The organism is Sphingomonas sp. IC081, assembly GCF_006874585.1.
Taxonomy (GTDB): Bacteria; Pseudomonadota; Alphaproteobacteria; order Sphingomonadales; family Sphingomonadaceae; genus Novosphingobium.
Genome location: NZ_CP029761.1, coordinates 995688 through 1020491 on the forward strand (window position 1 = coordinate 995688; position 24804 = coordinate 1020491).

A 24804-nucleotide genomic window follows, 5' to 3' on the forward strand; every position below is an offset into this window, starting at 1 on the left:
GTACGCCCTCTCGTGCCTTATCGTGCCAGTCTCAGTACTTGACGCCGAGCGTCACGCCGTAGGTGGCGGGCGCTGCCCAGACGCTGCCGATGCCGAGCGAAGCGTAGTTGACCGCTGAACGGTAGCGATGGTCGGTCACGTTCTCGCCGAACACGGCGACCGAGTATTTCTCGCTGGCGTCGGTCCATTCCGCGCGCAGGCCCAGCAGGGCATAGCCCTTCTGCCTGAACTGTTCGGCGATGCCGAAATAGAACGAGGACGTGTAGTAGAGATTGCTCGACAGGTTGAGCCGTCCTTCCGCCAGGTCGATGCCGTAGGAGGCGGCGATGTTGCCGGTGAATTCCGGCGTGCGCTGCATCTTGAAGCCGCTGGCGTTGGTCGTTGTCTCGAACAGGAAGCCGCTATCGCCGAACTGGTAGTAGGGCGCGTTGGGGAACGACTTGTAGCGCGCATGGGTCCATGCCGCGCCGGCCGAGACGGTGAAATCCGAAGTCACGCGGGCGCTGACCTGGCCTTCGATGCCGTAGATCTCGGAACTGGCGGCATTGGTGATCCGTGCGGTCCCGGCCTGGAAGCTGGAGACCTGCAGGTTCTTGTAGTCGTAATAGAAGCCCGAGAGTTCGGCGGTGATGCCGTTCCGGGCATACTTGTAGCCCAGTTCATAGGCATTGATCGTCTCCGGCTTCACCTGCCGGTAGGAATAGCCGCCGACATTGAGCAGCCCCGCCTTGTAGCCCTGGGTGAACGAGGCATAGAGGCTGGAGGAATCGTCCGGCTTGAAGCGGATCACGAAGCGCGGGGTGACCCGGTCGTTGGTGAGCTTGGGTACGTAGAACCTGGTGTAGAGCGGCACATCGGCGGGGAAGGGCACGGCATTGCCGTTCGCATCCTCGTAGACCGAGGCGGTCAATGCGCGTTCGAAGAAGGCCTGATCGACCCAGTCGTGGCTATAGCGCGCGCCGGCGGTGACGAAGAGCTGCGGGGTGATCTCGTAGGTCGCGTCGCCGAATACGGCGATCGCCTGCGAGAGCGTGCCGGATTCGCCGTTCTTGACGAAGGGAGCGGTGCCCAGCTTCGCCTCGGTCGGCCAGGAATCGCGGTTGCGGAAGTAGTAGACGCCGGTGGTCCATTGCAGGCGCGAGCCGGCCTTGGAGTTGAGCAGCAGTTCCTGCGTGAAGGTCTTGCTGTTGGAGCCGATGCCGATGGTGAAGATCGGCAGTGCGGTAGCGTCAAGATCCTGCACGCTGTTCACCCGCTCGTTGCGCAGCTGCGTGTAGGAGGTGAGGTTGGCGAATCCGAGGTCGGCCTTGATCGTGCCCTGGACCACATCGGTGTTGGTTTTTGCGCCGATGCCGTCGCCCGGCTGAAGCGCCACTTCGTTTGGCTTGGTCGCGTAATAGCCGGTCGGCGTGTATTGATAGACCCAGCGGGTGCCGTCGCCATCGACGAAGGCATTGTGCATCAGCGCGGAGGGATCGTCGCTCTGCGAATGGGTATAGCGCAGCACTGCGCTGACGTCGGGCGAGATTTCCACTTTCAGGCCGGTGCGGACCGACCAGCGGTTATACTTGCCGATCTGGTCGTTGCCGTCGACGATGTTGGTCTGGAAGCCGTCGCCGCGCCGGTAGAGGCCCTCGACGTCGAGCGCGACGCCCTTGGCAAGCGCGCCGGTGGCATAGGCCTGTGCTTCCACGGTGTCGAAGCGGCCATAGGAAACGCGCATCTCGCCGCCCGGCGTCTCGCTGGGATCGGCCGTGGTGACGAGGATCGCGCCGCCGGTGGTGTTGCGCCCGAACAGCGTGCCTTGCGGCCCCTTGAGGACCTGCACGGACTGTACCTTGAGCAGCTGGAAGTCGGTGGCGGCGGCGCTCGGCAGGAAGAAGCCGTCGACATACGTGGCGACGTTGGGGCCGCCGCCCGAAGTGGCGATGGCGGTGCCGACGCCGCGAATGGTCGGCTGGGTGTAGACGCCGGACTTGTCGAAGCGCAGTGCCGGCACGACCTTGGCCATGTCGGACAACTGGCGCACTCCGGCATCGTCGAGGGTCTTGTCACTCAGCGTGGTGATGGTGATCGGCACGTCGAGCGAGCGTTCGGAACGGCGCTGCGCGGTGACGACGATCTCGCCGACCGGTGATTGTTCGGCGGTTGCCGGCGCCTTCGCCGTATCCTGCGCCAGAGCCGGGTTGGTCAGCAGCGTGCTGGCAAGCACGCCCATTGATGCTGCGCAGCGCAGCATGACAGTCGACATGTAGTCCTCCCTCGATCGTCCTGACCGGCCTTCTCGGTTCGGGCCGGACCGCGACAATCGCACCCAAATGCTTGAGAACGAAGTTCCCTTGCTGCCATATCGTCATGGCGGTGTTGGGGGGAGGAGTGTGCGGAGCGCGCGGGAAGTGCGGGGTTAGCGCAGGCCCTTCAGCCACTCGCCGATCATCGCCCGTCCGGCAGCGACGGCAACGGGACCGTGTTCGGCATGGGCGGCGCGCAGTGCGGTTTCGCTGCCGCCTGCCTCGACGACGGCTTCGGGCCATTGCTCCATCCAGGCGTCGAAGCGCGGGTCCATGCCCATCTCGGCGTGGAACTGGAGTGCGAGGATATTGCTGCCGCGCCGGAAGGCCTGATGGTCGTAGACATGGCTGGATGCCAACAACTCGACATTGCCCGGCAGGGTGAAGGTATCGCCGTGCCAGTGCAGCACCGGGACCCCGGCGATATGGCGTAGCGGGCTGTCCACGATATGGTCATGCACGCGGACGGGGTGGAAGCCCACTTCCTTGGAAGGGCCCGGATAGACGTCCGCACCCATGGCCGCGGCGATCATCTGCGCGCCGAAGCAGACGCCGAGCGTTGGCCGGTCCGCTTCGAGGCGGCGGGCAAGGCGGCGCATCTGGCAGGCAATCCAGGGATGCGCCTCCTGCTCGTAGACCCCCATGGGCCCGCCCATCATGATCAGCAGGTCGGGCTCGGCCAGATCGAGCGAGGCAAAGGCCGGGTCGGTCACATCGATGCGATCGACCAGGTAGCCGTGATCCTCGATCGGCTGGCGAAACCCGGCCACACCTTCGTGCGGCACATGGCGGATGATCAGGGCGTTCTTTTGCGGCATGGGGAAAGGGCTGGGGCCTACTGGAAGCGCTTCTTCTCGGTGACGTCGATCTGCACCACGCGGCCGTCGTGCACGGTCAGCGCGATATTGCCGTATCGCAGGTTCTCGAGCGCGTCACGCACGGTGGCGATGTTGTCCTCCAACTGGCGCTGGGCGGCGGAGGTCGGTTCGGGAGACGGACTGCTTGTCATCGGAAAGCTCCTCAGCTTGCGAAAGTGAGCGAACGGCGAGCGGCGATAAATACCGTTTCGCCGATGGCGGGAGGCTGGCGATCGCTCGAAAGGTCGAGTTCGACGATCGTGTCATTGCCGGCGAGGCGCCCTTCCACGCGCCACACCGCGCCCTTGCGGAACACGTTGTCGACCGCGATCGCCTCTCCCCCTTCGGTGACGATATCGAGATCGTGTGGGCGCACATGGCGGCCATCGGGAAAGCGGTTGGTTTCGCCTACGAAATGCGAGACGAAAGCGGTTGCCGGCTTCATGTAGACTTCCTCCGGCGTGCCGATCTGGTCGATCCGGCCGTGGTCCATCACCACCACCCGGTCGGCGAGTTCGAGCGCCTCTTCCTGGTCGTGGGTGACAAAGATCGAGGTCAGGCCCATCTGCTTGTGGAGATCGCGCAGCCAGCGGCGCAGATCCTTGCGGACCTTGGCGTCGAGGGCACCGAAGGGTTCATCAAGCAATAGCAGGCTCGGTTCGATGGCGAGCGCGCGGGCCAGTGCCACGCGCTGGCGCTGGCCGCCCGAAAGCTGTCCGGGATAGCGTCCACCGAGCCCTTCGAGCTGGACGATGCGCAGAAGCTCCTCGGCGCGGGCCTTGATCTCGGACTTCGACGGGCGGTGCCTGGCCTTGCGCACATTGAGGCCGAAGGCGACGTTGTCGGCCACCGTCATGTGCTTGAACAGGGCGTATTGCTGGAACACGAAGCCGACGTTGCGCTTGCCGACCGGGATGTCGGAGACGTCCTCGCCGTCGAAGAAGACATGGCCCTCATCCTGGAATTCGAGGCCCGCGATGATGCGCAGCAGCGTGGTCTTGCCTGAACCCGAGGGGCCGAGCAGGGCGATGAACTCGCCGGGCTGGATCTCGAGGTCGATGCCGTGGAGCGCGGCGTAGTCGCCAAAGCGCTTGGTGATGTTTTCAACGCGGATCAATGTCTTGCTCCCGAGTGGAGATCGAAGCGCCATTCCAGCACGGTCTTGAGGACGAGCGTGACGAGGGCGAGCGCGGCCAAGAGCGAGGCGACCGCGAAAGCTCCGACAAAATCGTATTCGTTGTAGAGAATCTCGACATGGAGCGGCATCGTGTTGGTCTCGCCCCGGATATGCCCGGAGACGACCGAGACCGCGCCGAATTCGCCCATGGCGCGCGCGTTGCACAGGAGCACGCCGTAGAGCAGGCCCCAGCGGATGTTGGGCAGGGTGACGTGCCAGAAGGTCTGCCAGCCACTGGCGCCGAGCGAGACGGCGGCTTCCTCGTCATCCTTGCCCTGTTCCATCATCAGCGGGATCAGTTCGCGGGCGACAAAGGGGAAAGTGATGAACACGGTCGCCAGCACGATGCCGGGCACCGCGAAGATGATCTTGAGGCCGTGTTCCGTCAGCCACGGCCCCAGCAGGCCCTGCGCGCCGAACAGCAGCACGAAGATCAGGCCCGAGACCACCGGCGAGACCGAAAGCGGCAGGTCGATCAGTGTCAGCAGCAGGTTCTTGCCGGGGAAGCTGAACTTGGTGATCGCCCAGCTTGCGGTGATGCCGAAGGCCAGGTTGAGCGGCACGCTGATCGCGGCGATGAACAGGGTCAGCCGGATCGCCGCCAGTGCGTCGGGGTTGGAGACGGCGTCGAGGAAGGGCGCGATGCCCTGCTTCAGCGCCTCGCTGAACACGGCGATGAGCGGCAGCAGCAGGAAGAAGGCAAGGAATGCCAGTGCCAGCAGGATCAGCACGATCTGCGTGGCGCGGCTTTCGGTTCCGACGGAGCGCTGTGTCATGCGCCGAGCCTCCTGCGCCGGGCCGACTGCAAGGCATTGAGCGCGAACAGCACGGCAAAGGAAATCAGCATCATCACCATGGCGATCGCGGTGGCGCCGTCGTAGGCGTATTGTTCAAGCTGGGTGACGATCAGCAGCGGGGCGATCTCGGTCTTGCCGGGCATGTTGCCCGAGATGAAGATGACCGAGCCATATTCACCCACGCCGCGGGCAAAGGCCATGGCGGCGCCAGTGAACAGGGCAGGCATGATCGCCGGGAAGATCACCCGGAAGAAGGTCTGGAAGCGGTTGGCGCCGAGCGTTGCCGAGGCTTCCTCGACGTCCTTGCCGAGGTCCGCCAGCACCGGTTCGACCGAACGGACCACGAAGGGCAGGCCGATGAAGACCAGCGCCACGGTGATGCCGGTGGCGGTGAAGGCCACCTTGATGCCCAGCGGATCGAGATATTGTCCGACCCAGCCGCTTGGTGCGTAAAGCGCGGTGAGCGCGATGCCGGCAACTGCGGTGGGCAGCGCGAAGGGCAGGTCCACCAGTGCGCCGACCACGCCCTTGCCGGGGAACCGGTAACGCACCAGCACCCAGGCGACGAGCAGGCCGAACACGGCATTGACCAGCGCGGCGGCGGCGGCGGTGCCGAAGCTCAGCCGGTAGGCGGCCAGCGCGCGGGGGGAAAAGCCGACTTCGAGGAAGGCATGCCAGCCCATGCCCGCCGATTTCAGGAACAGCGTCGAAAGCGGGATCAGCACGATCAGCGAGAGCCAGGCGAGGCTGAACCCGAAAGTCAGCCCGAAGCCGGGCAGTACCGATGGCGTGCGCCATCCGTACTTGCGCGAAGCAATTGAAGTCATCTGCAGTGGCCTGCTCGATTGGGGGCGCGCCGGTGCGGGAGCCCGGCGCCGCCGGTTTACTTCTTGGTGTAGATCCGGTCGAAGGCGCCCCCGTCGTCGAAGTACGCTTTCTGGGCCTTGGTCCATCCGCCGAAGTCCTTGTCGATGGTCACCAGGTCGATCTTGGGGAACTGGCTGGCGAATTGTGCGGCGATCTTGGGATCGCTCGGCCGGTAGAAGTTGCGGGCGATGGCGACCTGCGCCTCGGGCGAGTAGAGATATTCAAGGTAAGCCTTTGAAACCTCTTCAGTTCCGTGACGCTTGGCATTGGCGGCCACCACCGCGACCGGCGGCTCGGCGAGGATCGAGATCGACGGATTGACGATTTCGAACTTGCCTGCACCCAGCTTCTTCTCGGCCAGCAGCGCCTCGTTTTCCCAGGCCAGCAACACGTCGCCGATCCCGCGTTCGACGAAGGTCGTCGTCGCGCCGCGGGCGCCGCTGTCGAGCACCGGGACATGGGTGAAGAGCTGCTTCACGTAAGCCTCGCCGGCCGCTTCCGAACCGCCGCCCGCCTTGCGGCCATAGGCCCAGGCGGCGAGGAAGTTCCAGCGCGCGCCGCCGCTGGTCTTGGGGTTGGGAGTGATGACTTCGACGCCCGGCTTTACCAGATCGCCCCAGTCATGAATGCCTTTGGGATTGCCCTTGCGCACGAGGAACACGATCGTCGAAGTGTAGGGCGAGCTGTTGTCGGGCAGCGCCTTCTGCCAGTCTGCCGGGAGCAGCTTGGCCTTGCTCGAAATCACGTCGATGTCATAGGCGAGCGCCAGTGTGGCGACGTCGGCCTCAAGCCCGTCGATGATCGCGCGGCTCTGCTTGCCTGAGCCGCCGTGGCTCATGCGGAAGGTGACGTCCTGCCCGGTCTTCTTTTTCCAGTACGTGGCGAAGGCAGGGTTGATCGCCTGATGGAGTTCGCGCGTGGGATCGTAGGAGACATTGGTGATCTCGACGCTGTTGCCGGACTTGCCGGCGCCCGAACAGCCCGCCAGCGAGGCGGTCAGCGCGGCCCCTGCAACCGCTGCAAGGAACAGGCGGCGGGCATAGTGGGGGCGATAGTTCCCGTCATTCATCTTCGAGTCTCCCGTGAATGTCGCCGACCTAAACTCAAGTCATTTGGTTGACATTAGAGTTCTTGTTGCAGCCTGACAAGCTGGGCTTTGTGCAGGGGCAATCCGCTGTCCGGGGCAGGCGTTCCTCGAGCGAGGCAGAAGCGTCATGACGGCGCGCCGATACGGGCGCGGCGTGCGACAAGACCGTTTGGGAAAGGGTTAGTCTGCCAGCATGGCATGAAGCGCCGGGGACAGCGTTTCGGTCTGCGCCGTCACGAAACGGGCGGCCAGTCCGCGCTCGGCGGCAAGGCGCGGTCCGGCGACCGGGCCCAGTACCGTCAGCGCCGAGGCCCAGGCGTCGGCCAGCATGGCACTGGCGGCCACGACGCTGACTGACACGAGGCCGTTTTCGGTCGGCCTGCCGCTGCGCGGATCGATCGTGTGTTCGCCGCGGCGATAGGTGCCCGAGGTGGCGACGGCGATGCCGTGGAGTGCGAGGCGCAGCGGCCGGGCGCAGGCGTTGCCGGGCGGCGTTTCGAGGTCGACCCACCAGGGTTCGCCGTCAGGGCGCACGCCGCGGCCGACGAGTTCACCGCCGATCTCGACAAGGACGTGGCGCAGGCCCATTTCGCGCAGAAGGTCGGCCACGGCGTCGACCGCATAGCCCTTGGCAATGCCCGAGAAGTCGAGCGCGAGGCCGCCCGGCTGGCGCAAGCGGCGGTTCGCCGCGTCCCAGGCGAGGCGCGACCAGCCGGATACTGCGCGGGCTGCGGCGAGCCTATCTGCATCAGGCGCGGGGCAGGGGCCGGGTGGTCCATAGCCCCAGAGGTCGACCAGATGGCCGATGGCGGGGTCAAAAGCACCGCCACTGGCCTCGGCCACGGTGAGGGCGGTCTCGATCACCGCTGCAAAATCGGGGGGCAGCAGGGTCCAGCTTGCCTCCTCCGCGCGGTTGAACCGACAGAGCAGCGATTCCGCTTCCCAGTGGCTCATCTCGGCGAGGATGCGCTCAAGGCGTCTCTCGACAGCTGCGCGGATCGCCGCATCGTCGGTGCCGTGCGGAGAGGCGAAGCGCAGGCTCCACGTGGTGCCCATGGTACGGCCGTCGAGCCGGCCTAGCGGAATCGCGGGGTCGCATTCGGCAAAGGCATGGGCATCGATATGCGCAGGCAGTGCGATCCGCATCAGTGGACAAAGATCATCGCGAGCACGGCCGGCAGCGCGATGCCGGCGATGACGATCGGCCATGTCGAGCGGCGGTGGCGGGCATGGACCTGCAGCAGGAACAGGCCGGTGATCGTGAACAGCAGGCAGGCGACGGCGAACAGGTCGATGAACCAGAACCATGCCGAACCGGAATTGCGGCCCTTGTGCAGGTCGTTGAGGTAGGAGATCCAGCCTCGGTCGGTCACTTCGGCACTCACTTTGCCGGTCGCGCGGTCGATGCTGACCCAGGCGTCGCCGCCGGGGCGGGGCAGGGCGACGTAGACTTCCGCATCGGACCATTCGCCGGGCTTGCCGGCGGCATCGAGGCCGACTGCATTGCGCACCGCTTCGGCCACCGGGGCGGGGAGCGGCGCGTCGTCCGACTTTGCGGTCAGTGCGCGCAGCACTGAGGGTTCGAGCCGGGCACTGCGCTCGGTGACGACGGGCTCAGCCGGAATCGAGGCGGCGTGGTTGAGGGTGATGCCGGTGACGGCAAAGAACAGCATAACCGCCAGCGAGATCGCCGCGCTGATCCAGTGCCAGGAGTGCAACTGCTTGACCCACCAGTTACGCCACTTGCGCGACTTCTTGCGGGGCAGGGTCTTGGTCTCGGAAGGGTTCACGAAAAAGTCCGGCAGGAGAGTGAAAGTGCAAGCTGTTGCGAGGCATTAGCAGAATCGCCCTTAACACAAGCCGGCGATTGCGCCAGAGCATTAATGCGTTTTGGCGAAGATGGGGCGGCGATGGAAGCATCGTTGCCGCATTGGCCTGTGGGCGCCAGGGTGCCCCGGATGAGGGCGGCGGCAATGGTCACGGCCGTGCCTGGTGCCTGTGGCGGCAATTTGCATGACTGTACGGCGCGCTGCAGCGATTTGCACGGAGGGGACAAGGAAAGCATCTCGACGCGCCGACTTGTTACAGCTATGAGAATGCCTCGCAATAGCCGGGGCGGGGCCGCCGTCCCAATGGGGATTACCCAAGTTGACTGGATTGGCTTCAATTCCGCAATCGGGCCTGCTCATGCGCTCCGATCCCGTTGTTTCCGTGCTCGATCATGGGCCGGGCACAACAACGGAGGAGCGCGGATTGGTGATCGCGATGCCGCAGGTTTCCGCGGGTTCCTGGCAGTCGGCAGGTCGCTATGGTGAAAACAGCAGGCCGAATTTCACCGCGATCGGGGCTTCGGTTGCCGTCGTCGCCGGGCTCATGGCAACGATCATCTCGATGAATGTCGTGAGCTTCCAGAAGCAGCCGCACCAGCGCATCGTCGTCGCCAATCTCGAGTCGCCGCCGCCCCCGCCGCCCCCACGGCAGGAGGTGAAGCCGGTGCCGGTGGTGCCGCCGCCAGCCTCGCCGATCGTGGCGCCGCCGCCGCCGATCGTGCTGGTCGACAATCCGCCGCCTGTCGCCACCTCGCCGGTGCCGGTTCCCGCCCCTGCCGTGTCGGCCGTGGCTTCGGCCCCGGTAACGTCGACCAACGCGGCGCCTGCCGCTCCGGCACCGGCGCCCCGTGTGGAGAATGCCGGCGATCTTTCCTCGAAGATGATCTCGGCCACGCCGCCGCGCTATCCGCTCGATTCGCGCCGCAAGCGCGAGCAGGGCACGGTGGTGCTGGCCGTCATGCTGGGGCTCGACGGAACGGTTTCGGATATCTCGATCTCGAAGAGCAGCGGGTTCGAGCGTCTCGACCATGCGGCACTTTCGGCCGTGCGTCGCTGGCGCTGGTCGCCCACGCGGCGGGACGGCGCGCCGGTGATGGTGCGCGGACTGGTCGAGATTCCCTTCGTCCTCCAGACCTGACAGCGCCGGGAGCCGGACCTGACCCACCTGCCGCCGCTCACCGCGATCCCCGCGGACTTGCGCTCGCTTGCCGATTACGAGCGGCGAGCCAGGGATCATTTTGCCCCCGATGCCTGGGAGCATGTCCAGTCGGGCGCCGACGCCGGACTGACGCTGGCCGACAACCACGCGCAGTTCGATGCCTTGCGTTTCGTGCCGCGCATGCTGCGGGATCTGACCGGCGGCACGACGGCGCTGGAGCTGCTGGGCCATCGCCATGCCGCGCCGATCCTGCTGGCGCCGGTGGCCTATCACCGCCTTGCCCATCCGGCCGGCGAACTGGCTTCGATCCAGGCCGCGACCGCGCTTGATACGACGATGGTGGTCAGCACTCTTGCCAGCATCACGCTGGAGGAGATCGCCCAGGCAGCGCGCGGCGCTGCGCACGAACTGGCGCGCGACCTGTCACCGCTCTGGTTCCAGCTCTATTTCCAGCCCGACCGGGCGCACAGTCTCGAACTGGTGCGCCGAGCCGAGGCGGCGGGTTATCAGGTCCTGATGGTCACGGTCGATGCCGCGATCAAGCGCTCCGAATTCGCGCTTCCGGCCGGGGTGTCGGCGGCGAACCTTGCCGCCTTCCCGCGCACGATCCAGCGCGCGCAGGCGGCGGGCGGGCAGATCGTGTTCGGCACGCCGCTGGCCGATGCCGCGCCGACCTGGGACGATATTGCCTGGCTGCGCGGGCAGACGCAGTTGCCGGTCGTCATCAAGGGGCTGCTGTCGCCCGAGGATGCGCGAGAGGCGGTGCTGCTGGGGATGGACGGGATCGTCGTCTCCAACCACGGCGGGCGGGTGCTCGACGGGCTGATTACGCCGATGGCGGCCTTGCCCGCGATGGCGGCGGCGGTCGAAGGAAAGGTGCCGCTCCTGCTCGACGGCGGGGTCCGGCGGGGGACGGACGTCCTGAAGGCACTGGCGCTCGGTGCGAGCGCGGTGCTGATCGGGCGTCCCCAGCTTCATGCGCTGGCGGTGGCGGGGATGCCGGGGGTTGCGCACATGCTGCATATGTTGCGCGCGGAATTGGAACTGGCGATGGCGCAGGCCGGATGCCGGGAACTCTCGCAGATTGGCGCGGGCTTACTGGCCTGACCGGCAGCGGGCGACGTGCCCGCTGCCGGTCGGCATGGCGTTTCAGGCGGCCTTTGCGCGCAGGGTTCCGGCAACCGCGTAAAGCACGAATCCGATCACGTTCCACACCACGAAGAACTCGATCGTGCGCAGTTGCAGGCTGGTGAAGAGGTAGGCGCAGCCCAGGATCGTGGCGGGGCCGACCAGCCACACCAGCGGGGTCACGAAAGGCCGCTCCAGTTCGGGCGAGCGGCGACGCAGCACCATCACTGCGATGGCAGTGGCGATGAAGGCCGCGAGCGTGCCCGCGTTGGCCAGCGAGGCGATCTCGTCGAGCGGCATCAGGCCGGAAATCACCGCCGCGACCAGGCCGGTCAGCACGGTGACGGTGACCGGAACGCCGCGCTTGTTCACCGTGGAGAGGCGCCGCGGCAGCAGTCCGTCGCGGGCCATGGCGAAGAATACGCGGCTCTGGCCGAACATGAAGACCATGATGACCGTGGGCATGGCGATGACCGCAGCCATGCCGATCAGTGCGGCGGCGGCGGGGTGGTTCAGGCTCTTGAGCACATAGGCCAGCGGTTCGGGGCTCGGCGCAAAGAGCGTGAAGGGCACGGCGCCAAGGGCTGCCGCGGCGACGCCGACATAGACCAGCGTGCAGATCACCATAGAACCGACGATGCCGATGGTGAGGTCCCGCTTGGGGTTCTTGGATTCCTCGGCGGCGGTAGAGATCGCGTCGAAGCCGTAGAACGCGAAGAAGATGATCGCGGCCGCGCCCATCACGCCGAACTTCTTGCCGTCGATATCGGCGGCGCCATAGCCGAACGGGGCGAAGGGCTGGAAGTGGGCAAGGTCGAACGAGGGCAGGGCGAGCGCCACAAAGGCGGCCAGCGCGACCATCTTAACGATGACGAGGATGAAGTTCAGCGTTGCGCTTTCGCGCGTGCCGGCCAGGAGCACGCCGGTGACGGCCAGGGCGATGAAGATCGCGGGAACGTCGATCATGCCGCCTGCCAGCAGCGTGTCCGGCACGCCCCAGCCAGCCTGGCGGATAAGGCCGGAGGCATAACCCGACCAGCCGACCGAAACCGCCGAGCAGACCAGCGTATATTCGAGGATCAGGCTCCAGCCGATCACCCAGGCGAGCGCTTCGCCGACCGCGACGTAGGAATAGGTGTAGGCGCTGCCTGCCTGCGGCGTGAGGCTGGCCATTTCGGCGTAGCACAGCGCCGCGCAGGCGCAGACCGCACCGGCAATCGCGAAGGAGAGTACCACCGCGGGACCGGCAAGACCCGCCGCCACGCCGGTCAGCGTGTAGATGCCGGTGCCGATGATGGCGCCGACGCCCAGTGCCATCAAATGCGGCCAGCCGAGCGACTTTTTCAGTCCGCTGGCATGATGCCCGCCCGGAACGAGCGGCTTGCGCCGGGTCATGAAGTTCATCGCTCTTGCCTCTCACCGTGATTTTTGACCGGCGGCAGGCAGCAGGATTTGCCGAGGAACGCAAGATATGATTGCGTCCCTCGTGCAAATTGTTGCGCGCAGGACCGTATTTATTGCGCGGATTTCGAGTCTTATGGCCGCAGCACCCAGCCGCCGTCGACGTGGATGGTCTGCCCGGTGATCCACTGGCCCGCCGGTGAGCACAGCAGCAGGGCAGTGCCGACCAGTTCGTCGGGGGTGCCGCGCGGGCGCATGGCGCAGGTCATCTCGAGGAACTTGATGAACGGCGAATCGTCGGGGACAAGCATCTTGCCCGCGTCCGAGGTGACATTGCCCGGGGCGATGGCGTTGCAGGTGATCCCGGCCTTGCCGAATTGCTTGGCGAGCGTGGTGGTCAGGCCGACGAGCGCGAGCTTGGTGATGCCGTAGAGGCCGGTTGCCGGGAAGGCGCCGCCCGACGTCTGGTTGATGATGCGCCCGCCGCCGCGTTCACGCATGGACGGGATCACCGCCCGGGCGCAGAGCAGCGCGCCGTTGAGGTTCACCGCAAAGGCCTTGTTCCAGGCGTCGAGGCTGACGGTCTCGCAGTTGTCGTAGGAGACATCGACCATCAGCGCGGCGTTGTTGACGAGAATGTCGACGCCGCCGAACGCCGCTATCGCCGCCGCGGCCATGGCCAGCGTGGAGGCCTCGTCGGCAACGTCGACGCGCACGCCGATCGCCTTTCCTCCGGCTGCGACGATTTCCTCGGCCACGGCCCTGGCGCCGTCTTCGTTGAGGTCGGCGACGACGACCGAGGCGCCGGCACCGGCGAGGCCCAGCGCATAGGCCCGGCCGATGGAGTTGCCGCGTCCACCGGCACCGGTGACGACCGCGACCTTGTCGTCGAGGCGGAACTGATCGAGTGTAAAGGTCATTTCGTGAAATCCTTGTCAGCCGGCGGTGATGCCGGCGTCGAGCGTGATGCAGGCGCCGTGGAAGCCGCGTCCGGCGGGCGAGGCGAGCAGGACGATGGTGTCGGCCACGTCCTCCACCTCGACCTGGCCGCGCATGCCGGAGAAGCGCTTGAGCAGTTCGAAGTCGCAGTTCTCTGGCGGGGCGAAGTTGCTGATGATGTTGGTAATCATGCCGCCGGGGGCGACGGCGTTGATGCGGATGGGCTGCTTCTGGAATTCCATGGCCATGGCCTTGGTCATCCCCAGCAGACCCCACTTGCTGGCGCAGTAGGCGGCGGCATAGGCCTCGCCGATGTAGGAGGCGCAGGAGGTGACGTTGACGATGGCGCCGCCACCCTCGGCATCGCTTGCGAGCAGGTGCGGGATCGCCGCTTGCGAGAGGAAGAACGGCGCGTTGAGATTGACATCGATGGTGCGCTCGTACTGCACCTGCGGCATCTGCGGGGTGTTGGCGAGGTAGATCAGCCCCGCGACGTTGCACAGCGCATCGAGACGGCCGAACTTTTGGAGCGCGTGGGCAACGACCGCGTGGCAGGCCTCCGGGCTGGAAAGATCGGCAACCTCGCTGCCCGCCGCGCGGCCGCTCGGGGCGAGCAGGGCGATGGTCTCGGCAAGACCGGCCTCGTTGATGTCGACCAGCCAGAGGTCGGCGCCCGCTTCGGCGAGCTTGAGCGCGGTCATCCGGCCGAGGCCGGAAGCCGCGCCGGTGACGATCGCGGCCCTTCCGGCCATGGCGAGGTTCTTGAAGATCACGCTCATGGCGTCGGTTCCGTCTCGTTGAGGGCCGCGTGAAGGAAGGGATCGGCGGCCTGCGCCAGTGCATTGCCGGTAGAGGTTATGGCGCCAAGCAGGTCCACGTCCTTGCGCAGCAGCTTGCCGCCGTGGGCGAAAGCCGTGGGTGCGGGCAGGCGGGCGTAGACTTCGAAGCCAAAGCTGCGGCCGCTGGAATGCCTGACCAGGTCGGCCAGCGCTCCCCGCTCGATGCCGAGTTTCTCGCCCAGCGACAGCGCGGCGTGGGCAAGACCCATGTTCGCCGCCATCAGCGCGTTGTTGACGATCTTGGCGCGCTGTCCGGCGCCGACCGGACCCAGCAGCACGATCTTGCCGGCAAAACTCTCAAGCGCGGGCAGGGCCTTGTCGTAGGCCTCGGCACTGCCGCCGCACATGACGGTGAGCGTGCCTGCCGCCGCGCCCGCGCCGCCGCCGCTGACGGGCGCGTCGAGCAGCAGGACGCCGCGCGCCGCCGCCGTCTCGGCGAGGCGTTCGCATGTCTGCGGCAGCACCGTCGAATGGATCACCAGCACGCTGCCAGGCGCCATGGCCGGGATCAGCTTGGCCGCGACGGTCTCGACCCCGGCATCATCGACGACGCAAAGTCCCACAAGGTCGCAAGCGGCGCCGAGTTCGGCAACACTGCCCGCGCGCACGGCGCCCTTGGCAACGAGATCGTCCGCCGCCTCGGGCCGTCTGGCCCAGACGGTGAGCGGAAAGCCTGCCGAGAGCATGCGTTCGGCCATCGGCGCGCCTTGCGAGCCAAGGCCGATGAAACCTGTCCTAACCATGCCAGGGGAGCCCTTCCTGCACTTTGCGGATCATTTCGAGGACGACCATCTGCATGCGCGAGGCTTTGGGCCAGCCCGCGTGCGTGCCGTATTGCAGGCAGAATTCGAGCATTTCGTCGGGCTTGCAGTTGCCGCTCGCCATGGCGGCGTGGATGTGGCTCTTGATCGGGATGTCGGCCCCGGATTCGCAGACCCCCACCAGCGTGATCCAGCGGCGCGAGGGCTCGTCGAGGCCGCGGCGGCGCCACATCTCGCCGAACACGAAGTTGTTGATGCCCAGCAGATAAGGCGTGGCCGGTGGGCCGGGCGGGAACGTCATGACCTTGGCGAATTCGTCATGGCCCTGCTGGATACGCAGATCCGGGTCCCAGGGCTCGGCGCGGATCGGCGGCACTGCGGCAGGAGGAAGGCCCAGTTCGGCAGCCACGCGGCTCACCGAACGGTCTAGCCGTCCGCCGTTGCCCCAGCCCGAATAGACCGCGAGGTGAAGCGCCGCCTCGCGCAGTTCGGCCAGTGCCAGTTCGTTCGAGGTCAGCGCGCCGCGCACGAAATCGTCTAGCTCGCGGTCCTCGAGGCCGCAGATCGCCGCGCTTGCCATGGCGACAAGGAAGCGCGCGCGGCGGGGCAGGCCGGGGCGTGTCCAGACTTCGGCAAAGACGAAGTCACGCCACGATTCCTCAAGCAGCGTGGTCGGGGCATCGGCCGCGCGGCCGGTCGCCTCGGCCGCGGTGGCAAGGCCGCGCGCGCTGCGCTCGGCCGGGTCGAGAAGCGTCATGTCCTCTCTCCTCAGTCCTGAAGGTTGACCCAGACGTTGCGTACCTGCTGGAACTCGCGCAGGCCCTCGATCCCGCCGAGGCGGCCGTGTCCGGAGTGTTTCATGCCGCCGAAGGGCACGCAGGGGGTCATCGCCTCGCCCGAACCGTTGACCTGCACCTGCCCTGCCATCATCTGCCCGGCGACGCGGTGGCCGCGGGCAAGATCGGTGGTGTGGACATAGGCGCCGAGGCCGTAGTCGCTGTCGTTGGCAAGCTGGATGGCCTCGTCCTCGCCGTCGAACGGGGTGACGACAAGGACCGGGCCGAACACCTCATTCCGGGCGATCTCGCTGCTCGGGTCGACGCCGGCGAGAACGGTGATCGGGTAGAAATAGCCCTCGGCGTGATCGCCTTCCATTCGCGCGCCGCCGCAGAGCGCTTCGGCACCGGCGGCAACGCCGCGCTGCACCATGCCGTCGATGCGTTCGAGCGCGGTTTGCGAGATGACGGGCCCCATGAAGGTGTCCAGCGCAAAGGGATCGCCGACCTTCACGTGCGCGGCCATGGCTTTCAGCATCTGGAGGTAGGGTTCGTAGACCGCGCGCTCGACCAGCAGGCGCGTGCCGTTGACGCAGCCCTGTCCGTTGGCGCTGACCGCGCCCGAGAGGCCGCGCCTGGCGGCGGCCTGCAGGTTGGCGTCGGCAAAGACCATGACCGCCGACTTGCCGCCGAGTTCGAGCCCGACGGGCTTCAGGCTTTGGGATGCGCTGGCGAGGATCTTCCTTGCGGTGGCGCCGCTGCCGATGAATTCGATCTTGTCGATGCCGGGATGGCTGACCATCGCCGCGCCGACGTCCGGCCCGCCGGTGACGAGGTTGACCACGCCTGCCGGGAAACCGGCCTCGTGGACCGCTTCCATCAGCTTCATCAGCGACCAGGGGGCGAGTTCGGGCGCCTTGAGTACCACGCAGTTGCCTGCCGCCAGCGCTGGGGCCATGACCATGGTGGCGGCGAACAGCGGGCCGTTCCAGGGCACGATGATACCGACGGTGCCGTAAGGCTCGTACATCACGTAATCGAGCGCGGGGCCGCCCCAGGTGGAGACGGTGCGGCCGTCGACCTTGTCGGCCATGCCGCCGTAATAGCGGAACTTCTGCGCGGCGTCCTGGCTCATGTGGCCGCCCGCGATCAGGATCGAGCCGTTTTCGGCGGTGAGCAGCGGGCTCATTTCCGCGGCCTTGCCCTCGATCACGGCGGCAAGGCGGAACATCAGGTCGCGCCGCTTGTCGCCCGCAAGCGCGCGCCATGCGGGCTGCGCGGCCTTGGCGGCGGCAACGGCGCGGTCGACGTCGGCGGGGCTGGCGAGACGGATCTCGCGGGTGACGCGGCCGGTGCCGGGGTAGACGTGCGCCCAGTCGGCACCGCTGCCGGCACGCGCGCGTTCCTCGCCAATGACCAGTGAAATCTCGGGAAATGCCGAGATGTCAGGATGTTGGAAGCCCATCCTCGTTTCAATCCTCTCCAGTGGGGCGCTTGCTGCCGCTCGGTTGTGGATGGAGAGTATGGAGGCAAATATACGCGGTCAATTGACTTGAATTTGCCGAAAACGTCGTGAAAATGCCGATAATTTTGCAATAATGTGCTTATTATCGGAGTGATGGATGGAGCGCACACCGGGGCGAAAAAAGGGCACCAATCTGGTTGCCCGCACTACCGAGACTTTGCGCGAACGGATCTTTGCCGAGGCGCCGGGGGTGTTGCTGGGCGGGTTGCATGAACTGGCGCGGGATCTTGCGGTGGGCATCGTCACGCTCCAGCAGGCTGCGCGGGTGCTGGAGCACGAAGGCCTGCTGGAAGTGCGGCGCGGTCCCGGCGGGGGCTACTACGGTGCACGGCCCGATGCGGCGGCGCTGGAACGCGCGCTTTCGTCCTACATGCGGATGAATCCGGCGGGCTATGCGGAGGCGCTCGACATGACGTCGCTGCTGTTCACCGAACTGGCGACGGCGGCGGCGCGATGCAGCGATCCGACCCTGCGAGGGCGGCTCCGCGCCATGGGGGATGATGCGGCCCACTATTCCACGATGGCCGAGTTCGGGCAGTTCGAGGAAGCCTTTCAGGAACTGCTGTTCCAGATGGTGCGCCGTCCGCTGTTCGAGATGCTGACGCGGGTCACCCTGAATCATGCCGCGCGCCGCGACGGCGCGGTCGTCGGGGTTTCCGGCATCGGGGTGGAGACCTGGCGCGAGGGACGCTTGCGGATCATCGCCGCGATCCTGGCGGGCGATGCCGATCTCGCTCGCTTCGAGGCCAATCGGCAGAACCGGGCGGTGGTGATGGGCGGGACGAGGCCGACGCGAATCGGGTGATTCGAATCCGGGAGGCGAAAAGACTGCTCCGAAGGAGGGCGTGGTCAAATCGGTCCGGCGCTAGATCCTACATCCAATTGGGGAAAAATTCTTTGCGCCATCTCAAAATATAGCATTCTTCCCTAAGGGGAATCAGTTAAGATCGTGCGTGCAACTTAACAGGGGTTTCCTGCCTTATGTCGAAAGATGCACGCATCTATTCCATTGATGGTGGCGCGATTGCGGCACAATCGGACGCAAAAAGCTTGACCGAACAACTTGATGACATCCTGCGGATGCTTCGGGAGGAATTCCCCGAGGCTGCGGCGATCAGTCTTGATTTCAACGGCAAGCTGCATGTCCACATCGATGTTCGCAAGGGGGAGGATGTCCCGCTGCTCGAAGCGCGGCTGTCCTTGCTCGACCCGGGCCTGTTCACGCACATTTCGCGTGGGGCAACGCCGGGTCATCCGTTTTCCCATCGCATCAGCGCAGTGATAAACCGCTGATGGGTTCGGCCGGGCAGGATCCTCGGCCCAAGACATAGGAAAGCACCGCGCGAGACGGTGCCTGAAGGTTCAGGGACAGCACGCAGAGGTGTCATCTTCCTGGCGGGAAGGTGAGAGGATGCCTGCAGGCGATCGCACCCGATCGCACCCGTTTGCAAGACACTCCGGCAGACCGCTGGCCTCGGTTGAGGGCCCGGTTGCGCCGCGACGCAACAATGTCGCCAAACCATAATCAAACGGTGATCATTCCGTCATCCACGCCGCCTACGGCGTTTCGCCATTGGCGGCAGCGCGCAGATCCTGCCGCGTCTCAACCTGTTCCTGGAGGGACGAAACTTGACCGACGAGCCGGTGAGACTTTATTCTGGCGCCATGCGCGATTGGAGTGTTCCGAACGACTGCTACGGCCGCACGATCTTCGGCGGCCTGCAGGCCCGTTACTGATGGCGCCGCTGCTTTTGCTGGCCGCTGCGCTCTCCGCCCCCGCCGCAAGCGAGCCGTCTGCGCTTGCGGCCACCGAACTGCGCCGCCTGCCGGCCGAGGAGGCGCGGCAGGGGGCGACTGCCAGCCACGGCCGGGTCTATGCCATCGGCAATCATGAGATCGGTCGCTACGATGCGCGCAGCGGCAAGCGGGTGGCCGCCTGGTCGGGCAATCCGGTCCGCTATCCGCACATCAATTCCTGCGAAGTCGACGGCCGCGAACTGGTCTGTGCGGCATCCAACTATCCGCAAGTGCCGATGCGCAGCGAAGTGCTGTGGTTCGATGCGAAGACGCTGAAGGTCCTGCGCAGCCAGTCGCTCGGCCATGGTCACGGCTCGCTCACCTGGCTGAGCCGCCACGACGGCGCCTGGTATGCCTGTTACGCGAATTACGACGCCAAGGGCGGCGAGCCGGGGCGGGATCATCGCTTCACCACGCTGGTCCGGCTCGACGACAGGCTCGCCGAAACCGGGGCATGGACCTTCCCGCAGAGCGTGCTGGAACGCTTTGCGCCGCGCAGTTCCTCCGGCGGTTCGTGGGGGCAGGACGGGTTGCTCTACGTGACCGGGCATGATCGGTCCGAGGCCTATGCGATGCGGCTTCCCGCGAAGGGCAGCGTGCTGGAGCATGTGGCCACCATCGCCCTGCCGACTGGCGGCCAGGCGGTGGGCTGGGAGCAGGGCGCCAAGGGGCCAGACCGCGTGCTCTGGTCGATCGAGCGCAAGACCTCGCAAGTGGTAGCCAGCAGGATGCCGGTCGTCATGCCCGGCGGGAATTCCGGCGTGGCAGTGGTGTCGCCAAGATAGAATCGGCTTGGATCGTTAAAGATCGCCATCTCGCCAGCCGGGGCTCCGGATTGGCGCTACGGGCGGCGTCTTGGATTGCGTGGCCATGCCGCAAGGGCTGAAACCGAACTGACGCAGCTTCATCGTCGCCGTGTCAGGCCGGTTGCCTGGGCGCGCGGGCGGGCGGAAACCCGAAAGGGAGCGACAATGACGGATGGATCGGAAGCAGCGGGCGCACCAATCAGGGGCAGGCCGCATGAGCGGCGGCGTGTACGCATGGCGGGGGCGGGCTGCATGGCCCTGATGCTGGCGGGCCTGTTTGCAGGTCTGTTCGACGGTCAGCCTGCCACGGCGGTGACTGCGCCGGTTCCGGCGGTACCCGTCTCGCCGGCGGCAGTGCGGCCGGGTGATCTTTCGGTCATGACCTACAACGTGAAGGGCCTGCCCTGGCCGCTCGCCAGTGGGCGGCCGGCGGCGCTGGCAGCGATTGCAGAGCGATTGGCGGGGCTGCGCCGGGAGGGCCTTCAGCCGCATGTCGTGGTCCTTCAGGAAGCCTTCATTCCCGAGGCCAAGGCGATCGGCCGGCTGGCGGGCTATCCTTACGTCATCGAGGGGCCGCAGTCGCGCCAAGGACCGTCACTGGCACGCTCGCTCTGGCGCGAATGGCATCTGGGCGAGGGAGCGCCGGCGCAAGTCGACAGCGGGTTGGTGCTGCTGTCCGACCTGCCGGTCCGCAAGGTCGAGCGCGCCGCGTTCCCCGCAGAGGATTGTGCCGGCTACGATTGCCTGGCCGCCAAGGGGGTGCTGATCGCCGATCTTGCTCTGCCGCGCGGTCGCACCGTGCGAGTGGCGACGACCCATCTCAATTGCCGCAAGGCGTCGGGCACCTCGAACGGTCGCAGCGATGCCGCGTTCGGACGGCAGGCGGCATTCCTCGGGGCGATGCTGGCGCGGCTGCGGGCCGACGGGGTGCCTACGGTGCTGGCGGGCGACTTCAACCAGGGCCAGCGGGCAGACCGTATCGCGATGCTGCACGGCGCGCTCGATGGCGTGCCCGGCGCCGAGCGTCTCGATGCGCTGAGCCGCCGCTTTGTCGCCGATCCTGAAGGCATGGCCCGGCTTTCCGGCGCCGAGTGGATCCGCGAGCGGGCGCGTGACTTGCAGTTCGTGTTTGACGGCGGCGCCGCGCGGCTGGTGCCGACCCGGGTGGACGTGCCGTTCGGTCCGCGGGCCGACGGCACGATGCTGTCCGATCACATCGGCTACACCGTGCACTATGCGTTGCAGCCCACGAACAGGACGTGACGTCAGCGGGCGGGGGTGATGGCCGCTCCCGCCTGCTTGACGAAGCGGGCGAGCGCGCGTGCTTGCGCCTCGGTGTTCCAGGCATGGAACGAGGCGCGCAGCACGTTGCCGCGAAAATCGTGCGCGTAGTCGGCGGTCTTGAGGATTTCCGAGAGAGCCTGCGGATCGTCGCAGGCAAGGCAGAGGGTGCCGCCCCGGTTCGACCAGCCAAGCGATTGCCCGCACTCGTCCTCGAAGGCGGCGATGCAGGCGCGGTTGTTGGCGAGGATCTGCTCCTGTCCGATCGACCGAACGGTGCGAATGCCCTGGGCGGCCAATGCAAAGGGGGCGATCGAGGGGGTGCCGCCCTGGAAGCGGCGCGCGTCGGGGGCATAGCGGAAGTCGCGGATGTCGAAAGCGAAGGGATTTTCGTGCGAAAACCAGCCGACGTCGAGCGGGGCCAGCGCCGGGATCAGGGTTTCACGGATATGGAGGTAGCCCGCGCCGGGCCCGCCGCAGAGCCATTTCACGCAGGATCCGATCACGGCATCCACGCCCCAGTGGGCAGGCGAAAGCGGCAGGAGTCCGGCGGACTGGGCGGCATCGACGATACTGACGGCGCCGTGACGGCGGGCCAGCGCCGCGATCTCGGCCAGCGGCGCGACGAGGCCGGTGTTCGAATGGACATGCATCGCGATCACCGCGGCGACCGCACCGTCGCAGTAGCGTTCCCATGTCGCCGGATTGGACGGGTCTTCACAGGCGGGAATGAAGCGGGGGGTGATGCCGAGCCGCGCCAGTGGCGCCAGCACGAAACCGATCGTCGGGAACGCCTGTTCGCTCAGCAGTACCACCTTCTTGCCGGGCGAGAGGTCGAGGCCCGAAAGCAGCGTGAACAGGGCGGCCGAAACGCTGGTCTGCGGGGCGACGCTGGCCGGCTCGACGCCGAGCAGGGCGGCGACCTGCTCGCGGAAGCCGTCGATCGTCTCCAGCCAAAGCAGCCAGGCATCGCCGCCTGCCTGCCGCCAGGGCGCCAGCATGTGCGTGTCCAGCGCGGCGGCGGCGGCGCGGGGCTGGCAGCCGACCGAGTGGGCCAGCAGGTAGGCGCCGTTTTCGGCCGGAACGTGGAACAGGTCGCGCAGGTCGCTCATGCGGCTTTGGTGCCGATGCTGGCGCGTACGCGGCCGTAGTCCTGGCCCCAGTCGTCGGTCATTTCCACCCGCACGTCCCACAGCGCGGGGAAGAAACGGTGCCTGGCGCCTGCCTGCAGGAGATCGACAGAACGACCCTTAAGCGATGCAGAACCCATGCCTATCGACCGATGGATCAGGAAAATGTGGTGCCAGCGGAACTTGCCGAAGAGTTCGTCGAGTTCGATCAGCGCTTCGGCCAGGACATAGGCCTCGTCATGGGCAAAACCCTGGTCGTAGATCTCGCGCACGGTGCGTCCGGCGCCCGAGACATAGGCCTTGTCGAAGCTGTGCCACAGCTCGGGAATGATGCGCAGCAGGATGCGGAAGCCGGGCGATTCCTGACCGCTGCCGTTGCCGAGCTGGAGGCGGATTTCCTGGTATTCGCGCGGCGACATCGTTTCCAGCAGGTCGAGCTGGGCAATCATCATGCGCATCAGCCGGTGGCAGCGGCCGAGCAGGGTATTGGCCTGGAGGGCGCGCCCCGCGGCAATGCATTCGTCGATGTCGAGCACGGTCGCCGCCATCAGCTTCATCCACAGTTCCTCGACCTGGTGGACGATCTGGAACTGGAGCTCGTCGGCATTGCACAGCGCGTCCCACGGTTTCTGGCAGGCGAGCAGGCTGTCAGTCTTGAGATAGACTTCGTAATCCAGCGCGGCAGGCGCGGCGAGCTGTTCGTATACCTTGGCGCGATCCATGATCTCTCCCCTTGGTTGCTGATTGTCGGGAGGACGATAGCACCGATGCTTCGAAACATTGGTCTTGATTGGACGGTGATTGCGGGGATCCGGGGAACAGATTAGAGACTTGGGGAAATTCTGTAGGACATTCGTTTCATGCCCGATCTCGATTCCGCCGACATGCGTCTGCTGCGCGCGCTCGAACATGACGCGCGGCTCTCGTTCGCCAGCCTCGGCGAGGCGGCGGGCATGTCCAAGACGCCGACATGGAAGCGTGTGCAGGCGATGGAAAAGGCCGGTGTCATCGCCGGGTACCGCGCGGTGATCGATCCGGCCGGGATCGGCCTGTCGACCAGCGCCTTTGTCCATGTCTCGATCGCGTTCGACCGGCACGAGGCGTTCGAGCAGGCGGTGCAGGACGAACCCGCCGTGCTCGCCTGCCACGCGACGGTGGGGGATTTCGACTATCTCCTGCAGGTCGCCACCGCCGGGGTTCCCGAGCTTGACGACCTGCTGCGCAACCGCCTGCGCCGCCTGCCGGGCGTGCGCCACTTCACCACGACGCTGGCGATGCGCGATGTGAAGCCGCGCGCCTACCTGACCGACGCGGCGGGCTGATCAGCCGCGCCCTTGCGGCGTCTCCAGATCGAGCTGCGGTCCCGCCGGCACGATCCCGGTCGGATTGATGCTGCGGTGGCTTTCGTAATAGTGGCCCTTGATGTGCTGGAAGTTGACCGTCCCCGCCACGCCGGGCGTCTGGTAGATGGCGCGCAGATAGGCCTGCAGCGCGGGATAGTCCGCGATCCGGCGCAAGTTGCATTTGAAGTGGCCGACATAGACCGCATCGAAGCGGATCAGCGTGGTGAACAGGCGGATGTCGGCCTCGGTCATGGTATCGCCGACCAGCCAGGGCTGGCGGGACAGGCGGTCCTCCAGCCAGTCGAGGCTCTCGAACAATTGGCCGAAGGCTTCCTCGTAGGCCTCTTGCGAGGTCGCGAAACCGGCCTTGTAGACGCCGTTGTTGACGGTGTCGTAGACCCGCGCGTTCACCGCATCGATCTCTGCGCGCAGGGCTTCGGGATAGAAGTCTCCCGCCCGCGCGCCGAGGCCGTCGAAGGCCGCGCCCAACATGCGGATGATCTCGGCGGATTCGTTGCTGACTATGGTTCCGGTCTGCTTGTCCCACAGGATCGGCACCGTCACCCGGCCGGTATAGTGCGGGTCGGCCTTGACGTAGACTTCGTGGAGGTTGGCCGCGTGGTTCACGCTGTCGGCAATGACGCCGGGGGCGGGATCGAACGTCCAGCCGCGTTCGAGCATCAGCCAGTTGACCACCGAGACGTCGATCATCGCCTCCAGCCCCTTGAGCGCGCGGACGATCAGCGTGCGGTGGGCCCAGGGGCAGGCGAGGCTGACGTAGAGGTGATAGCGCCCCGCCTCGGCCTTGAAGCCGCGGCCGCCTTCGTGGATCGGGGCGCCGTCCGCGGTTACCCAGTCGCGGAACGCGGAATCCTTGCGCACGAACCGGCCGCCGGTCGATTTCGTGTCGTACCAGACGTCGTGCCAGACGCCGTCGACCAGCTTACCCATTGTTCTGCCTCGATTCTCTATTGGATCCAGTGAGTATCGGGCATCAGGGCTTGTTCGTAAACC

Annotated in this window: 25 protein-coding genes; 7 read left to right on the forward strand and 18 right to left on the reverse strand. The window is 66.3% G+C overall.

Annotated features, from left to right (window positions below):
- Positions 1-31: 31 nt before the first annotated feature.
- From DM450_RS04865 to DM450_RS04905, 9 genes are all read right to left on the reverse strand, one after another.
- Complete coding sequence (locus DM450_RS04865) at positions 32-2251, reverse strand: TonB-dependent receptor (protein WP_142632899.1); 2220 nt, start codon at positions 2249-2251, stop codon at positions 32-34.
- Between the two features lie 153 nt (positions 2252-2404).
- Positions 2405-3109, reverse strand: a complete 705-nt coding sequence (locus tag DM450_RS04870) for a glutamine amidotransferase (protein ID WP_142632901.1) — start codon at positions 3107-3109, stop codon at positions 2405-2407.
- A 17-nt stretch (positions 3110-3126) separates the two neighbouring features.
- Positions 3127-3300, reverse strand: coding sequence for a YezD family protein (locus DM450_RS04875; protein WP_142632903.1), 174 nt, complete (start codon positions 3298-3300; stop codon positions 3127-3129).
- An 11-nt stretch (positions 3301-3311) separates the two neighbouring features.
- Positions 3312-4265: a sulfate/molybdate ABC transporter ATP-binding protein gene (locus DM450_RS04880; RefSeq protein ID WP_260610202.1), complete on the reverse strand. Its 954-nt coding sequence runs from the start codon at positions 4263-4265 to the stop codon at positions 3312-3314.
- Positions 4262-5101, reverse strand: coding sequence for a sulfate ABC transporter permease subunit CysW (cysW, locus tag DM450_RS04885; RefSeq protein ID WP_142632907.1), 840 nt, complete (start codon positions 5099-5101; stop codon positions 4262-4264). Before cysW ends, DM450_RS04880 begins: the two co-directional genes overlap by 4 nt.
- Complete coding sequence (gene cysT, locus DM450_RS04890; protein WP_142632909.1) at positions 5098-5949, reverse strand: sulfate ABC transporter permease subunit CysT; 852 nt, start codon at positions 5947-5949, stop codon at positions 5098-5100. The genes cysW and cysT overlap by 4 nt, the downstream gene beginning before the upstream one ends.
- 56 nt (positions 5950-6005) lie before the next feature.
- Positions 6006-7058 (reverse strand): sulfate ABC transporter substrate-binding protein, encoded by a 1053-nt coding sequence (locus DM450_RS04895; RefSeq protein WP_142632911.1) that lies wholly within the window; start codon positions 7056-7058, stop codon positions 6006-6008.
- A 198-nt stretch (positions 7059-7256) separates the two neighbouring features.
- Positions 7257-8222, reverse strand: coding sequence for an FAD:protein FMN transferase (locus DM450_RS04900; RefSeq protein ID WP_260610203.1), 966 nt, complete (start codon positions 8220-8222; stop codon positions 7257-7259).
- A complete protein-coding gene (locus tag DM450_RS04905) occupies positions 8222-8866 on the reverse strand; it encodes a PepSY-associated TM helix domain-containing protein (protein WP_260610204.1) in 645 nt (214 codons plus the stop codon). The genes DM450_RS04900 and DM450_RS04905 overlap by 1 nt, the downstream gene beginning before the upstream one ends.
- Before the next feature lie 475 nt (positions 8867-9341).
- Here DM450_RS04905 and DM450_RS04910 point away from each other — a divergent pair, with 475 nt between their 5' ends.
- Together DM450_RS04910 and DM450_RS04915 are read left to right on the forward strand one after the other, a co-directional pair.
- Positions 9342-10043 (forward strand): energy transducer TonB, encoded by a 702-nt coding sequence (locus tag DM450_RS04910; protein WP_242526401.1) that lies wholly within the window; start codon positions 9342-9344, stop codon positions 10041-10043.
- A gap of 57 nt (positions 10044-10100) precedes the next feature.
- Positions 10101-11171: an alpha-hydroxy acid oxidase gene (locus DM450_RS04915; RefSeq protein ID WP_260610205.1), complete on the forward strand. Its 1071-nt coding sequence runs from the start codon at positions 10101-10103 to the stop codon at positions 11169-11171.
- Between the two features lie 42 nt (positions 11172-11213).
- Here DM450_RS04915 and DM450_RS04920 read toward each other — a convergent pair whose 3' ends face one another.
- The 6 genes from DM450_RS04920 to DM450_RS04945 all read right to left on the reverse strand — a co-directional run bounded on the left by DM450_RS04920 (position 11214) and on the right by DM450_RS04945 (position 17373).
- Positions 11214-12596: an amino acid permease gene (locus DM450_RS04920; RefSeq protein WP_142632917.1), complete on the reverse strand. Its 1383-nt coding sequence runs from the start codon at positions 12594-12596 to the stop codon at positions 11214-11216.
- Positions 12597-12727: 131 nt separating this feature from the next.
- Entirely contained in the window at positions 12728-13513 is a 786-nt protein-coding gene (locus tag DM450_RS04925) for an SDR family oxidoreductase (RefSeq protein ID WP_142632919.1), read from the reverse strand.
- A gap of 15 nt (positions 13514-13528) precedes the next feature.
- Positions 13529-14311, reverse strand: coding sequence for an SDR family NAD(P)-dependent oxidoreductase (locus DM450_RS04930; RefSeq protein ID WP_142632921.1), 783 nt, complete (start codon positions 14309-14311; stop codon positions 13529-13531).
- Positions 14308-15114, reverse strand: coding sequence for an NAD(P)-dependent oxidoreductase (locus DM450_RS04935; protein WP_142632923.1), 807 nt, complete (start codon positions 15112-15114; stop codon positions 14308-14310). The genes DM450_RS04930 and DM450_RS04935 overlap by 4 nt, the downstream gene beginning before the upstream one ends.
- Complete coding sequence (locus DM450_RS04940) at positions 15107-15889, reverse strand: carboxymuconolactone decarboxylase family protein (protein WP_142632925.1); 783 nt, start codon at positions 15887-15889, stop codon at positions 15107-15109. Before DM450_RS04940 ends, DM450_RS04935 begins: the two co-directional genes overlap by 8 nt.
- Before the next feature lie 11 nt (positions 15890-15900).
- Positions 15901-17373 carry an aldehyde dehydrogenase gene (locus DM450_RS04945; protein ID WP_142632927.1) on the reverse strand — a complete coding sequence of 491 codons (1473 nt, stop codon included), beginning with the start codon at positions 17371-17373 and terminating at the stop codon, positions 15901-15903.
- A gap of 157 nt (positions 17374-17530) precedes the next feature.
- Between DM450_RS04945 and DM450_RS04950 the strand changes: the two genes are divergently transcribed.
- From DM450_RS04950 to DM450_RS04965, 4 genes are all read left to right on the forward strand, one after another.
- Complete coding sequence (locus DM450_RS04950) at positions 17531-18238, forward strand: FCD domain-containing protein (RefSeq protein WP_142632929.1); 708 nt, start codon at positions 17531-17533, stop codon at positions 18236-18238.
- 176 nt (positions 18239-18414) lie between these two features.
- On the forward strand, positions 18415-18726 hold the full coding sequence (locus DM450_RS04955) for a hypothetical protein (protein WP_242526178.1): 312 nt from the start codon (positions 18415-18417) through the stop codon (positions 18724-18726).
- 443 nt (positions 18727-19169) lie between these two features.
- On the forward strand, positions 19170-20015 hold the full coding sequence (locus DM450_RS04960; RefSeq protein ID WP_142632931.1) for a hypothetical protein: 846 nt from the start codon (positions 19170-19172) through the stop codon (positions 20013-20015).
- Positions 20016-20288: 273 nt separating this feature from the next.
- On the forward strand, positions 20289-21299 hold the full coding sequence (locus DM450_RS04965) for an endonuclease/exonuclease/phosphatase family protein (protein WP_142632933.1): 1011 nt from the start codon (positions 20289-20291) through the stop codon (positions 21297-21299).
- A gap of 2 nt (positions 21300-21301) precedes the next feature.
- Here the strand turns inward: DM450_RS04965 and DM450_RS04970 are convergent, their stop codons facing one another.
- Positions 21302-22429: an aminotransferase class V-fold PLP-dependent enzyme gene (locus DM450_RS04970; protein WP_142632935.1), complete on the reverse strand. Its 1128-nt coding sequence runs from the start codon at positions 22427-22429 to the stop codon at positions 21302-21304.
- Complete coding sequence (locus tag DM450_RS04975) at positions 22426-23169, reverse strand: tryptophan 2,3-dioxygenase family protein (protein ID WP_142632937.1); 744 nt, start codon at positions 23167-23169, stop codon at positions 22426-22428. The genes DM450_RS04970 and DM450_RS04975 overlap by 4 nt, the downstream gene beginning before the upstream one ends.
- A gap of 138 nt (positions 23170-23307) precedes the next feature.
- Here DM450_RS04975 and DM450_RS04980 point away from each other — a divergent pair, with 138 nt between their 5' ends.
- Positions 23308-23769, forward strand: a complete 462-nt coding sequence (locus DM450_RS04980) for an Lrp/AsnC family transcriptional regulator (protein ID WP_142632939.1) — start codon at positions 23308-23310, stop codon at positions 23767-23769.
- Here the strand turns inward: DM450_RS04980 and DM450_RS04985 are convergent, their stop codons facing one another.
- Positions 23770-24741 carry a glutathione S-transferase family protein gene (locus tag DM450_RS04985; RefSeq protein ID WP_142632941.1) on the reverse strand — a complete coding sequence of 324 codons (972 nt, stop codon included), beginning with the start codon at positions 24739-24741 and terminating at the stop codon, positions 23770-23772.
- Between the last annotated feature and the right edge of the window lie 63 nt (positions 24742-24804).

Coding starts and splice junctions, on each gene's coding strand:
- DM450_RS04935 (WP_142632923.1), bottom strand. CDS start 15,114: ATGGTTAGGACAGGTTTCATCGGCCTTGGCTCGCAAGGCGCGCCGATG.
- DM450_RS04865 (WP_142632899.1), bottom strand. CDS start 2,251: ATGTCGACTGTCATGCTGCGCTGCGCAGCATCAATGGGCGTGCTTGCC.
- DM450_RS04975 (WP_142632937.1), bottom strand. CDS start 23,169: ATGGATCGCGCCAAGGTATACGAACAGCTCGCCGCGCCTGCCGCGCTG.
- DM450_RS04900 (WP_260610203.1), bottom strand. CDS start 8,222: ATGCGGATCGCACTGCCTGCGCATATCGATGCCCATGCCTTTGCCGAA.
- cysW (WP_142632907.1), bottom strand. CDS start 5,101: ATGACACAGCGCTCCGTCGGAACCGAAAGCCGCGCCACGCAGATCGTG.
- DM450_RS04985 (WP_142632941.1), bottom strand. CDS start 24,741: ATGGGTAAGCTGGTCGACGGCGTCTGGCACGACGTCTGGTACGACACG.
- DM450_RS04895 (WP_142632911.1), bottom strand. CDS start 7,058: ATGAATGACGGGAACTATCGCCCCCACTATGCCCGCCGCCTGTTCCTT.
- DM450_RS04955 (WP_242526178.1), top strand. CDS start 18,415: ATGTCGAAAGATGCACGCATCTATTCCATTGATGGTGGCGCGATTGCG.
- DM450_RS04970 (WP_142632935.1), bottom strand. CDS start 22,429: ATGAGCGACCTGCGCGACCTGTTCCACGTTCCGGCCGAAAACGGCGCC.
- DM450_RS04870 (WP_142632901.1), bottom strand. CDS start 3,109: ATGCCGCAAAAGAACGCCCTGATCATCCGCCATGTGCCGCACGAAGGT.
- DM450_RS04980 (WP_142632939.1), top strand. CDS start 23,308: ATGCCCGATCTCGATTCCGCCGACATGCGTCTGCTGCGCGCGCTCGAA.
- DM450_RS04965 (WP_142632933.1), top strand. CDS start 20,289: ATGGCCCTGATGCTGGCGGGCCTGTTTGCAGGTCTGTTCGACGGTCAG.
- DM450_RS04940 (WP_142632925.1), bottom strand. CDS start 15,889: ATGACGCTTCTCGACCCGGCCGAGCGCAGCGCGCGCGGCCTTGCCACC.
- DM450_RS04960 (WP_142632931.1), top strand. CDS start 19,170: ATGGCGCCGCTGCTTTTGCTGGCCGCTGCGCTCTCCGCCCCCGCCGCA.
- DM450_RS04920 (WP_142632917.1), bottom strand. CDS start 12,596: ATGAACTTCATGACCCGGCGCAAGCCGCTCGTTCCGGGCGGGCATCAT.
- DM450_RS04875 (WP_142632903.1), bottom strand. CDS start 3,300: ATGACAAGCAGTCCGTCTCCCGAACCGACCTCCGCCGCCCAGCGCCAG.
- DM450_RS04950 (WP_142632929.1), top strand. CDS start 17,531: ATGGAGCGCACACCGGGGCGAAAAAAGGGCACCAATCTGGTTGCCCGC.
- cysT (WP_142632909.1), bottom strand. CDS start 5,949: ATGACTTCAATTGCTTCGCGCAAGTACGGATGGCGCACGCCATCGGTA.
- DM450_RS04910 (WP_242526401.1), top strand. CDS start 9,342: ATGCCGCAGGTTTCCGCGGGTTCCTGGCAGTCGGCAGGTCGCTATGGT.
- DM450_RS04925 (WP_142632919.1), bottom strand. CDS start 13,513: ATGACCTTTACACTCGATCAGTTCCGCCTCGACGACAAGGTCGCGGTC.
- DM450_RS04945 (WP_142632927.1), bottom strand. CDS start 17,373: ATGGGCTTCCAACATCCTGACATCTCGGCATTTCCCGAGATTTCACTG.
- DM450_RS04930 (WP_142632921.1), bottom strand. CDS start 14,311: ATGAGCGTGATCTTCAAGAACCTCGCCATGGCCGGAAGGGCCGCGATC.